Origin of the sequence: Bradyrhizobium barranii subsp. apii (genome assembly GCF_011516635.5) — a bacterium.
Classification (GTDB): domain Bacteria; phylum Pseudomonadota; class Alphaproteobacteria; order Rhizobiales; family Xanthobacteraceae; genus Bradyrhizobium; species Bradyrhizobium barranii.
This window is the reverse complement of the sequence record NZ_CP096255.1, coordinates 2,865,883-2,878,245: the sequence shown is the minus strand read 5'-3', so window position 1 is coordinate 2,878,245 and position 12,363 is coordinate 2,865,883. Positions and strand designations below refer to the sequence as shown.

Below are 12,363 nucleotides of genomic sequence, written 5' to 3'. Positions count from 1 at the left end.
CTCAAAATTGCATTGCTGTTTTTATCGCTGCGATGCGCCTTGTCATGAGTTGGACAGAGGCGAGGAAGAGCCAGGCAGTTGCGCTTTCGATGGTTCGCTCGAAGTCCTTGGCCAATCTGCGGTTGCGGCCGAGCCAGGCGAAGGTTCGTTCGACCACCCAGCGGCGCGGAAGCACCTCGAAGCCCTGTGCGGCATCGGAGCGCTTGATGATCTCGACAGTCCACCGGCCGATCTTTTCCAGCACCGCCTTGAGCTTTTCGCCGGCATAGCCGCCATCGGCGAAGATATGGCGCAGCCAGGGGAAGCGGTAGCGAATGCTGCACAGGACATCTGGCGTGCCGTCACGATCCTGGACGTCGGCAGCGTGAACGATCGCTCCGACCAGGAGCCCTTGGGTGTCGGTGACGATGTGGCGCTTTCGACCCTTGATCTTCTTTCCCGCGTCGTAGCCGCGAGGGCCGCCACTTTCCGTGGTCTTGACCGATTGGCTGTCGATCACGCCGGCCGTCGGCGAGGCCTCCCGGCCGATCGCCTCGCGCGCCAGCATCAGGAGTGCGTGGTTGATCGATTGCCACAATCCGCTGTCGCGCCATTGGTAGAAATAGTACTGCACCGTGGTCATTGGTGGAAACAGAGTGGGCGGCAGCATGCGCCACGGCAATCCGCCGCGCAGCAGATAGAGTATTGCCTCGACGATGTCGCGATAGCTCCATTTCGGGCGCCGCCCGCGCTTGGCCCGCACAGGAAGCAACCTCTCCAGCACGCCCCATTCCGCATCCGTCAAGTCGCTTGGCAAACGCAGCTCCTCTCGGGCAAACTGTGCCCGGGTGATATCAGTCCACATTCTCGATCCCTTTGATGCTTCGCAACACCGATGGAATCAGAACTCGCTGATATCACTCAACTTATTTTTCGGTCGGACACTCAGCGATGTAAGGATCGGTAGAAAATGGATTGTGAGATGACGCATCGTCGAGAATCACGATTTCCTGAGTCCGTATTCCATAACGAACGAGCGACTCCGGCAGCGCGGCTGCAGTCGGGCGACCTTCCCGCAGATGCACAGTTACGTTCTCTCGGCTAGCGGTCGCTTCCGCCTGTATCTGCAGCTCATCACCTCGCGGCGCAATCAGGAGACCTCGCACAGCACCAGCGTGCTCGAGAGCCGCGCGCATGAGTTTGTCGATGAGCTTATCCAGAACCATCTCGCCCGATAGCGCTTGCGATATCTTGAGCATCGTCTCGAGGTCGAGATATTCGACTGGTGCTTCGATCGCGCCCGTCGAACCCGGATAAAGCCGCAAGCTGGCATGGCGCAGGCGGGGCATCCGCGCGCGCTGCTCCTGTCTCAGCCAAGGATTGAGTCGATCGAGTTGTATTACCTTTCCGTGTGCGCCCCAGCGCAAGTAGCAGTCCCGGGCGTTTCGTAGATATAAGTGCGCGATTTGCTCGAAGCCGCACGCGGTATAAAAGCGTGCGGCCAGCTCTTTGGCGAGCGCCTCGTTGTGGATAAAGCCGTTTGCCTGTGCCGAAAGGATGGCCTGTTCGTAAAGGTTCATGGCATCGAACGCGCGGCCATCAATCCGGGCAATCTCCGCACCAACCAACGCAGCGCGGTTCTCGAAGTGCTCCGGGCAAGCCGTCGCCCAGACCTCGAGCTGTCGGTGGTGCGCGGCCATTGCGCTGACATGCTCCGGCCATTGGCCGGCCGCAGCGGACTCGCAGGACGCTGCTCTGGAGAGCGCACTGTAGAAGTGGTATTCTGCGCATTCGAAAAAAGACGCCGATGTCGGCTGCAGCTGTTGCGCCCTCAATGAGGCCTCGAGGGCACTTATATAGTCGCCGGCAAAGAAACGTGCCTGCAGCTTGCGGGTCCAATAGGAGCCCGCGGCCAACGCCAGATCCTGGTTCCTGCAGAAACGGGACTCCAGTAGGAGTTCGTCGAACTGTCCATCGTCAAAGCAACCGAAAATCGGCGTCAAGCCGCGGAGTGTCCGAATCAGCCCAAGCTGGCCGGCGATGGAGTCAATCGCAAAACCGAACCGCATGTTCCGCGCGTACGCGAGACCATGCTCGACCTCGACTTGCACGTTCTCGAGCGGATCGCCCGCCGCGAGAAGATACGTGTTCAGGTGGGTGTAGTAGTACGCCGCAAAAGTGAGATCACCGATCTGGTTTGCCGTCTCAAACGCACGCCGCAGCAGATCACGACCTTCCCGGACATGTCTCGTCCAGAACATGAGTAAATATCCAGAGTTCAAATAGGTCCTAGCCTGGAAGCGCTTTAGCCCGCGCTGTTCGACCAGTTCATAGCCGAGACGGCCAAATCGAAGTCCCGCCTCGTAGTCGCCGAATTCCGGTCCGGCAAGCCTGCCAAGCACTGCATAGGCGTAGCACGAGCCGTCACAATTGCCGCCCTCGAGGCTGAGATTGACTGCTCGACAGATGACCATCGAGCGTACGTTCGCATCAGTATAGTGGGCAGGCGGCCCGAGCTTCGTCAGGACATCGAGGGTCGCGAGCGATGCGGCATTGCTCATCAAAGGCAGATCAATGAGGCTCTCTATCGTGCGGGAGCCGAGTTGGGACCAGATCCGCTCATACTCGCGCCGAACCTCTTCTTCCGTCGGGTGCGGCGACCAGTCGATGCCCAGGTGGCGGAGATAGTCGAGACCGACAGCGATCGCGCGGCTGCCCTGATCCAGCGTCGTGTAAAGATCCACCTGCAGGCACGTGACGCGGGCTCGTTCGATCGTCGTTGCAGCACGGGCCGACAGCACCGCCAGGCGCCGCTCGGCTTCCGCCAATGCACCAGTGAGGAACTCACATTCGGCCCGATGCAGCTCCAGCTCAAAGATCAGGTCGCGCTTGCGCTCCCAAGAGTCCGCCGGCAGCAGTGCAGCGGCGGAGAGCAGATAGTTCAGCGCCGAGACGTACGCAGTTGAGGCTTTGGCGCGCTCGCCTGCGAGCAGATTGAGCGCGGCGAGCTGTTCGCGCTCCTGCATGGAGGTCATTAGGCTCGCCCCACGATTGAGCTGATTGACGATATCGAAGATCGCCTTCTCCAGCTTTTCGGGAGGCGTATGCGCCGCGAGCAGTCTTCCTATTCGAAGGTGCGCCTCGCCGCGCAGTTCCTCCGGGATCAGCCCATAGGCGGCCTCCTGAACGCGATCGTGGACGAACCGGTAGGCGCCTGCCACACGCTCGACCAGCTCCTGATGGCGGGCCGGCCACAGAGTCGTATCGAGCTGCTCCTCCGAAATCCCGAGGGCCATCGAAAGTGCTGTGCTCTCGGCAATGTTTCCAAGACAAGCCAGCTGCTGCAATGCATTTTGCGTCTCGGCCGGCAGACGGGTGAGCTTGCCGACCATAAGATCAGCGACGTTGTCGGTGTAGTCCTTGGCGTGAATGCGGTCGATGTCCCAGGACCAGCGCGCGCCATCATGATCGAATGTGACTAATCCTTCCTCGACGAGCGAAGACAGGAACTGAATGGCGAAAAGCGGATTGCCGCCTGTCTTCACCTGCACCAGCTTCGCAATCGGTGCAGCTGCGGCGACAGTTTGATCTCCGCGACCTTTCCGCCGGCGGCCTTGATGGCGTCGAGCTTTCTCATTAGCGGATGGGCCGCAGCGACTTCGTTGTCGCGATAGGCACCGATCAGCATGAGGTGCCGCAAATCTGAACGCCTCAGCAGATCCTCAAGCAGATCGAGGGTCGCCGCGTCGAGCCACTGCAGGTCGTCGAGGAAGAGCGTCAGTGGATGGTTCGGTCGGGCAAATGCGCCAATGAAGCGCCGAAATACGAGTTGAAAACGGCTTTGTGCCTGCTGTGGCGGCAACTCAGGAACCGGTGGGTGGTCTCCGATGATTAGCTTGAGTTCGGGTATGAGGTCGATCATGAGGCGCCCGTTCGGTCCCAGCGCCTCCAGAAGCGAGTGGCGCCAGCTGGCCAACTCGGTGTCGTTCTTGCTGAGGAGAGGCCGGACGAGACTTTGAAGAGCCTGCACCAGTGTCGCGTAAGGGATATCGCGCTTGTACTGGTCGAACTTGCCGGATGCGAAAAGGCCGCGTGGTTGCACCAGCGCCTTGTGCAGTTCGTCGACGACTGAGGACTTGCCTATACCGGAATATCCTGAGACCAGCACCAACTCTGGCACACCGGTCTTGATGATGCGATCGAAGCAGGAAAGCAACGTCGCGATCTCACGATCTCGTCCGTACAGCTTTTCGGGGATCCGCAGCTGGTTCGGCGTGTCCTGAAGGCCGAGCGGGAAGTCATCGATGCGGCGGCGGACTTCCCATTCCGCCAGGCAGCGTCTCAGATCGCGCTCGACACCGCCGGCGGTCTGGTAACGATCCTCGGGTGTCTTGGCGAGCAGTTTCATGATGATCGTCGAGACGGGCGCAGGGACAGTCTCTAACCGCTCCCCTGGCGGCACCGGCTTTCTGGCGATATGGCAGTGCACCCACTCCATGGGATCGGCCGCCGTGAAGGGCAGAACGCCCGTGAGCATCTGATACAGCGTGACGCCGAGGGCGTAGAGATCGCTGCGGGAGTCGATCGAGCGGTTCATCCGGCCGGTTTGTTCGGGCGCCATGTAGGCAAGCGTGCCGGCGATGGTCTCGGGCGGCTCGGAAGCCTGCCGCTCGCGGGATAGGCGCGATGCGATGCCGAACCCGGTGAGCCGCACGTGTCCATCCGCGCAGTCCACCACAATGTTGGCTGGCTTGATGTCTTTGTGGACGAGGCCGCGTTGGTGGACCTTGCCGAGAGCCGCCGCGATGCCGATCGCAAGCGTCAAAAAGCGTTCCATCTCTAGCGGTGAGCCGAGCAGCCTAACGAGCGGCTCGCTGCCCAGATCATCGAGCACCAGCACGGTCCGACCGGCGTCGCGCACGAGGGCCAGCGGACGCGCTGCCCATGCCCCGTCGAGCTCATCTTTGAGCTCGTATTCGTGCGTGAGGCGATCGAGGCTTGTCCGGGACGGGTGGTCGGCGGCAGGGGCAACAAGCAGCACGGCGAGCCGGTCGCCATTGTCGTCCAGTCGCCAGCCACGGCTGAACACGCGCTCGCCGTCCTCCCACAACACCTGAGAGCTACCTTCCGAGTAGGCGACGTTCAGCGACTGCTGCACCATCTGTCAGACTCCGGTGGGCGTCGACTTGAAGTCGAATGATCAAGCTCTTCGCGCGCCACACGCGCAGCCTCTCTCCAGCCTGGAGAACTCGTACTCCATCGCCCGAGAAATGCCAGCCGTCCCTTGGTCTTACCGGATACGGCGGACGCGGATCCTTGTTCATTGTAGCAGCAATTTGGAGCGATTGTCCGACGTTACTCGCTACGGCGGGCGCCGCTCGACGCGTAGCTGGAGACGAAGATGCGCTCGAGAAACAACACGAATGTGAGCCGAGAGTTCCGCTCGCGCGAATCCTCGTGGAACGAGCACCGCACTCTCGCCGCAAGGCCCCCAGGTGCGCCTCAGCCGTTCCGAGAAAGGTCAGTTCTCGACTCCATGGTGAGAGGTGATCTTCCTTTCAACCGGCTTGAACTCGATCTGCAACCCATCGTCGTCGCCCGCCCTCGTATACGGGCAGAAATCGGCATTCCTTTGAACGATCGCAGGCCAGGGGGCCGACATGCAGATCAGGGGATCAATCGACAACCCCTCCACAGCCTCGACCGAGAGCCCGCCGGAGGATGTTAGCGTCCACGTGGACAGCGCCCCTCGGAGTGCAGCGCGCGTTCAGCGCGAAGGTGCGAGCCTGATTGCGAAGCCAATCCGACATGGCTTGTGATCGAGGCTTCCGCCGGACGAAAGCAGTCGCGGGATCGTAGCGGGCGAACTCTAGGACTCGTCCGAGCGCCCTGAGCCTTCGTATCATCGTCCCGCCCCTTTGGATACCCGAGCTCAACCTGCGCTCAATTGAGCCCTCTGTGGCAATCCCCTTAGTCTTAGTGCATCCGAAACGCCCACAGGCCGATAGGAGAAAACGATGCCTTACCGCTTGGAAAGTCACGGGTCTGACAAGGCCGTCCGATGCGCAGTCTGTGAAGGCAAGTTTGGTCTCATCCGGCATTATTCGTGGCGAACGCCGCTTTGCTCCAGGAAGTGCGTCGATCGATTCAAGGCGCGCCGCCAGAATGATCACAGTTGGATGGGCTGGTTCCGTCTCGCTTTCGACCAGTCGCCCGAGAACCGCACGAGGGCGTCATGACGCTTCAGATTTCACGACGAGGCAAGGAATGTTTGAAGACAGTGCAGACTTTGCCTCGCACTGCCAAAGCCATGATGGACCAACTGATTGCGGCTCAGCTTAAGTCTCTTGCCCGACTACAAGCGGCGAGCCGAGAAGGCTTCGCTCGACGCTGCAAGGGATTGCTCGATCCGGCGCTCGCGCTGAATACGGGTGGCATATATGAGCTGATGAGCAGCTTTCCTCAGCAGCTATCGGGCCGACCGGAGATCGAGCTTCTGACCGAAGATCGACCCCAGCGCGCGCCGCAAGTGTCCGACTTAAGGCAACGGTTGCGATCCGAGACGGCAAGGACGCTGAGAACGGAGCGCCTTGCAAAGAGTCCCCAACCAACTCTCGATGAGCTTCTTCGGATCAACGAGTGGAGCGTCGGTGCGGTCCGGCTGCATTCCGGGCCTTCCGTGTCCGCCACGGTAAAAGCGGCTATCGACCGGAACTGCAGGCGCCGGGAGGGCGAGGGGCGGCGGCCCCACTGCCGGCATCCGAAACCGTCATTCGCCTTCTAAGCCGAGGCTTATGTGACGCAACTACAGCCGCCCCCTGAACAAACCACGTGCAATAGAAGATCGACCAGCAGAAATGTAAGTCTCCTCGCAACGACTCACGTTCTGGAGCCCGCTCATGAGGACAATCACTATTCTCATCGCTTCTGCTCTGAGCAATGCATCTGCAACTCCCGGGCTTGCGGCGGAGTCCACGCTAAACAACGATATTACTGTCGCTCGCGCGATCCCGGTAACTGTACGCGGCCAACCCGACAATGCGGCGGACAACGATGAGACTTGTCGCGCCCTCGCCGCCTCCTTTTATGAATCCGTGATGCTGCGGCAAGCCGCTGCTGGCCGCGTCGACGGCGCGCGAGTGTTAACAGCGCTCGATTCCGTGATTAACGCTTTCAAAGATCTGTTCGGGACGAGATGCGGCGGTTGACCCTCACTATTCTCAGGCAATCACAATGCACGAGGTCCGCAGATGATCATCTTCCCGTTGTAACCACTTGGATGTGACATCGGATCTTTCACAGTGTCACCGCTCCGATCCTCGAGCCGTCCGTGAAGGACAGCTTTGACGCTAACGCCTCGGCACGCCCATCTTCACGCCCTGCACCGATACCGGCGCGGCCAGCAACAGACTGCAAGCCGCTATCGCGACGTAAAATATCGATTTCATGCCTCAACCAATAGAATAGCCTCTCCAGGGCCCGCAGCGTCACACCGGTCATCCCGAGCTGCAGGGCGAAGCGAGCCTCGAAGAGTGAGCGGCCTCGGCGGGGCCGAGACGCACGTTCCGCGCTCCTCAAGGAAACGGAGATAGTGTTCCGGCCTCATCGCGCATCGGCGTCATCGCGACTCACTCCGCCGCGGCCGCGGTTGTCTGGGTCGGCTTGCCCTCGTTCACGCCTTCCGCGAGGTTGCGCACCACCACATAGAAACTCGGCGTGAAGATCAGGCCGAACAGCGTGACGCCGAGCATGCCGAAGAACACGGCGACGCCGACCGCCTGGCGCATCTCCGAGCCCGAACCGGTCGAAACCACCAGGGGCAGCACGCCGAGGATGAAAGCAAACGAGGTCATCAGGATCGGGCGCAGGCGGAGCCGGCAGGCCTCGATGACAGCCTCCAGCCGCGACCTGCCCTCACGCTCGATATCGCGCGCGAACTCGACGATCAGGATCGCGTTCTTGGCCGCAAGTCCGACCAGCACCACGAAGCCGATCTGGGTCAGAATGTTCACGTCCTGGCCCATGATGCGCACGCCGATAGTGGCCGCGAACAGGCACATCGGCACGATCAGGATCACCGCGAACGGCAACGTCCAGCTGCCATATTGCGCTGCCAGCACCAAATAGACGAACAGCACACAGATCGGGAACACATAGAGGCCGGCATTGCCACCCATCACCTGTTGATAGGACAGGTCGGTCCATTCGAGAGAAAAGCCACTCGGCAACGTTTCGTCGGCCAATCGCTTGATGGTGCTGAGCGCCGTGGCCGAGCTTATGCCCGTCGCCGGCTCACCTTGCACCTCGGACGCCGAGTAGAGATTGTATCGCGCCACACGATCGGGTCCCGCGATGTCCATGAAGTCAACGACGCTGCCGAGCATCACCATGTCGCCGGCCCCGTTCCGGGTACGCAGCCGCGCGAGATCGGAAGTCTCCTTGCGGAATGGGAGATCGGCCTGCGCGGTGACGTGATAGGTACGCCCGAACAGATTAAAGTCATTGACATAGGTCGAACCGAAGTAGGTCTCGATCGTGTCGGTGATGTTGGCGATGGGGACCGCGAGCTTCTGCGCCTTGACGCGATCGATATCGACAAACAGCTGCGGCGTATTCGCCGTGAAAGGCGAGAACACCGAGGTCAGATTTGGCGACTTACGCGCGGCGGCGACGAGCTCGTCGGTCGCCGCTGCGAGCAGCTCGGGACCGCGCCCTTGTCGATCCTGGATGCGGATGGCGAAGCCGCCACCGGTGCCGATGCCTGGCACCGCGGGCGGTGGAATGACGATGATGAAAGCGCCCTGGATCGCCGACAGCCGCCTGCGTAGATCGGCCGTGATCGCGTTGGCCGACAATCCCTTCTTCTGCCGCGCCTCCGGCTCGTCGAACACCGGGAACAACGCTGCGGCATTGCCGGCCTGCGTGCGCGTCGCGCCGGAGAACCCGCTGAACGCCCCGACACGGACGATACCCGGCGTATCCAGCGCGATCCGCTCGATTTCGCGCACCACCGCAGCGGTCCGCGCCAGCGACGCGGCGCCTGGCAATTGCGCCGAGATGATGAGGTAACCGCGATCCTGCGCGGGAATGAAGCCCTGCGAGGTGGTGGCGAGCAGCCAGCCGGCGCTGCCGATCAGCCCGAGATAGATCACAAGCATCACCACCGTATGCCGGATCACGAAGTCGGCAGTGGCCGCGTAACCGCGCGCTAGTCGATCGAAGATGCGGTTGAACAGCACGGTGAAGCCGTCCCAGCCGCGCGCAATGACGTTCCAGCGCGCCGGCGGACGTTTCTCCTCGTGTGGAGTAAGGATCTGAGAGGCCAGTGCCGGCGACAGTGTCAGCGAGCAGAAGCAGGAGATCGCGGTCGCAACTGCGATGGTGACGGCGAATTGCTGGAAGAACTGCCCGGAGATGCCGCCCAGGAAAGCTGTTGGCACGAACACCGCGCAGAGCACGAGTGCGATCGAGACCAGCGCGCCGCCGACTTCCTCCATGGTCTTGAGCGCCGCCTCGCGCCGGCTCATACCGTGCTGGAGATGTCTCTCGACATTCTCGACAACCACGATGGCGTCGTCGACCACGATGCCGACCGCGAGAACCAGACCGAAGAGCGTCAAATTATTGATCGAGAATCCAAGCGCGGCCATCACCGCGAAGGTGCCGACCAGCGACACCGGGATCGCGATGATCGGGATGATCGCAGGCCGCCATCCCTGCAAGAACACCAGCACCACAATGACGACGAGCGCCATCGCCTCGTAGACCGTCTTAATCAGCTCATGGACCGATTGGGCGATGAATTCGGTGGGGTTGTAGCCGATAGTGTAGTCGAGCCCCTTCGGAAAACTCCCCTTCAGCTTCGCCATGGTGGTGGAGATTGCCTTCGCCGTGGCGAGCGCGTTCGATCCGGGCCGTTGCGTCACCACCATTGCGACGGCCGACTTGCGCAGTATGCGGCTGCTGGTGGCGTAGGAGAGCGCGCCGAGCTCGACGCGCGCGACGTCGCGCAGACGTACGGTGCGGCCGTCGGAACCGGCCTTCACCACGATATCCTCAAACTGCCCGATATCTTTGAGGCGGCCAGTGAAGACGAGGTTCGGTTGGAGCGCGCGATCGGCGATCGGCGGCTCAGCGATCTGTCCGCCGATGATCTGCAGGTTCTGGGCGCGGATCGCCGCCAGCACCTCGCCCGATGTCAGGCCGACATCAGCGATCCGGTCGGGATCGAGCCACACTCGCATCGAGTAGTCGCGCGCGCCGAACATCTGGATGTCACCGACGCCGTCGAGCCGCAAAAGCTGATCGCGCACCTGCAGCAGCGTGTAGTTGGAGATGTAGAGTTGATCGAACGAGTCGTCGGGCGACAGCACGAATACGGCCATCAGGATGTCGGGCGAGTTCTTGCGGGCTACGACGCCGTTGCGCTGCACCTCGTCCGGCAGCCGCGGCTGCGCAATCGCGACGCGGTTCTGCACAAGTACCTGCGCCTTGTCGAGGTCGGTACCGAGCTTGAAGGTGACGGTGATGGTGAGCTGGCCGTTCGAGGTCGCCTGGCTGTAGAGATACAGCATGTCCTCGACGCCGTTGATCTCCTGCTCGATCGGGGCTGCCACCGTGTCGGATACGGTCTGCGCTGAGGCGCCGGAATATTGCGTGGTGACGGTGACGGTCGGCGGCACCGCCTGCGGATATTCCGAGACCGGCAGCGTCTGGTAGGCGATCGTGCCGACGATCACAAGCACGATCGACAGTACCATCGCCAAGATGGGCTGGTTGATGGAAAGCTTTCCAAGATTCATGGCTTCGCACCTGCCGGGGTCTTGTCGTCTGCCGGCGCCTGCGCCATTTTCGGTGTCACCTTGGCGCCGACGCGGGCACGCTGCAGCCCGTCGACGATGACCTGATCCCCCGGCATGAGGCCCTCGCGAATCACGCGCAGCCCCCCATCGAGCGGCCCGAGTATCACCGGCCTTACATCTACCGTGTTGTCCGCCTTGACCACGAACACGATCTTGCGCGACTGGTCGGTGGCTATAGCGGCGTCCGGAATCAGCAGCGCCTCGTAGGGCGACGAGCCGATGATCCTGACGCGGCCAAACTGCCCCGGGAGGATCGAGAGATCCTTGTTCGGGACAATCGCGCGGCTGCGCAGCGTCGCAGTCGAGATGTCCAGTCGATTGTCGAGGAAGTCCATCTTCCCCACATGCGAGGGCTTTGTCTCGCCGGTCAGCGTCACCTGCACGGGATTTGACGTATCGCGCGAACTTGGCCGCTTGCCTTCGAACCACAGCCTGCTGTTGCGCTGATAGGTCGCCTCGTCGACGTCGAAATAGATGTAAATCGGATCGAGCGACACGATCGAGGTGAGCAACGTCGCGCCGCTATCGGCGCCCTGCACGAGGTTGCCGGGGGTCACCAGATGGCGACTGACGCGGCCGGTGATCGGCGCCAGCACGTGGGTGAATTCGACATTGAGCTGCGCGGCCTTCAGCGCACCCTCGGCCTGCGTCTCGGCCGCATAAGCCGCCTGCAAGGCCTGACGGCGCTGATCGACGACCTGCACCGAAACTGCGCTGGTCTGGACCAGGTTCAACCCACGGTCGAGTTCACGCTTGGCAAGCTCTGCCTTGGCCCGCGCGTCGTCGAGTTGGCCCTGCGCTTGTGAGGCGACCGCCTCGAACGGGCGCGGATCGATGATGTAGAGCAGATCGCTGGCATGAACGATCGCACCGTCTGTGAACTCGACGCTGTTGACGAAGCCACCGACGCGGGCACGGACCTGAACCTCCTGTATCGCCTCAAAGCGGCCGGTGAACTCGTCCCAGTCAGTGACCGTGCGCTTGACTGGTTGCGCGACTGTAACCAGCGGCGGTGCAGGCGCAGCCTCCTGCGATTGTGCCTTCTTGTCGCAGCCCGCGAGCGCCAGCGCGAACAGCAGACCGATCGGTGCGACGAAGCATCGTGGAAAGCGATAAAACGAACCGCGATCGAGCTGAGGTGCCGGAGCCGGTTGCACCATTCTATCAGTCATACTCACTTCCGTCTCTCCAAGAACCCCGCGCGATGATCTAGATTACGTCGTTGCTTCGCATATCGACCCACTGCGCTCTCGAGCTTTCATCGTGATCCGCGCTTTGATCGCAGAGCCGCAGGTTTAGGCTCGACGATGCTTTGGAGAATGGCCTTGCAATGCCGGCGACGGAAATCACCTCTCGCCATGGACTCGATAAACGGTCGTTATTGCCGCTCGCCGCGCGAGCGCGATGCCGTCGCGAGGAATGCCGCAGGCCGCGTGGCACTCGAAACCGCGACGTCTTATTCTGCGGAGAATTCCGAGTCGCGCTCGGTCAGAGCCGGTAAGATCAAACGTACCCGAAACAG

Annotated in this window: 5 protein-coding genes and 1 pseudogene; 2 read left to right on the top strand and 4 right to left on the bottom strand. The window is 61.6% G+C overall.

What is annotated here, in order from left to right; translation table 11 throughout:
• Position 1: 1 nt before the first annotated feature.
• Positions 2 to 844 carry an IS5 family transposase gene (locus HAP41_RS13725; protein WP_166073871.1) on the bottom strand — a complete coding sequence of 281 codons (843 nt, stop codon included), beginning with the start codon at positions 842 to 844 and terminating at the stop codon, positions 2 to 4.
• A gap of 85 nt (positions 845 to 929) precedes the next feature.
• Positions 930 to 5,140, bottom strand: a pseudogene (locus HAP41_RS13720) (ATP-binding protein); the annotation flags it as partial.
• Between the two features lie 1,074 nt (positions 5,141 to 6,214).
• Between HAP41_RS13720 and HAP41_RS13715 the strand changes: the two are divergent.
• Together HAP41_RS13715 and HAP41_RS13710 are read left to right on the top strand one after the other, a co-directional pair.
• Entirely contained in the window at positions 6,215 to 6,763 is a 549-nt protein-coding gene (locus HAP41_RS13715; RefSeq protein WP_248577200.1) for a hypothetical protein, read from the top strand.
• 115 nt (positions 6,764 to 6,878) lie between these two features.
• The gene (locus tag HAP41_RS13710; protein WP_166101055.1) at positions 6,879 to 7,187 is read left to right on the top strand and encodes a hypothetical protein; all 309 of its coding nucleotides are present in this window, start codon (positions 6,879 to 6,881) and stop codon (positions 7,185 to 7,187) included.
• 420 nt (positions 7,188 to 7,607) lie between these two features.
• On the opposite strand, the gene HAP41_RS13705 is transcribed toward HAP41_RS13710, so the two are convergent.
• A complete protein-coding gene (locus HAP41_RS13705) occupies positions 7,608 to 10,781 on the bottom strand; it encodes an efflux RND transporter permease subunit (protein ID WP_166101057.1) in 3,174 nt (1,057 codons plus the stop codon).
• Complete coding sequence (locus HAP41_RS13700) at positions 10,778 to 12,001, bottom strand: efflux RND transporter periplasmic adaptor subunit (RefSeq protein ID WP_063981752.1); 1,224 nt, start codon at positions 11,999 to 12,001, stop codon at positions 10,778 to 10,780. The genes HAP41_RS13705 and HAP41_RS13700 overlap by 4 nt, the downstream gene beginning before the upstream one ends.
• Positions 12,002 to 12,363: the final 362 nt, after the last annotated feature.

Bases quoted from the DNA above. Each gene is read 5' to 3' on its own strand.
- HAP41_RS13725 (WP_166073871.1), bottom strand. From the start codon at position 844: ATGTGGACTGATATCACCCGGGCACAGTTTGCCCGAGAGGAGCTGCGT.
- HAP41_RS13715 (WP_248577200.1), top strand. From the start codon at position 6,215: ATGACGCTTCAGATTTCACGACGAGGCAAGGAATGTTTGAAGACAGTG.
- HAP41_RS13710 (WP_166101055.1), top strand. From the start codon at position 6,879: ATGAGGACAATCACTATTCTCATCGCTTCTGCTCTGAGCAATGCATCT.
- HAP41_RS13705 (WP_166101057.1), bottom strand. From the start codon at position 10,781: ATGAATCTTGGAAAGCTTTCCATCAACCAGCCCATCTTGGCGATGGTA.
- HAP41_RS13700 (WP_063981752.1), bottom strand. From the start codon at position 12,001: ATGGTGCAACCGGCTCCGGCACCTCAGCTCGATCGCGGTTCGTTTTAT.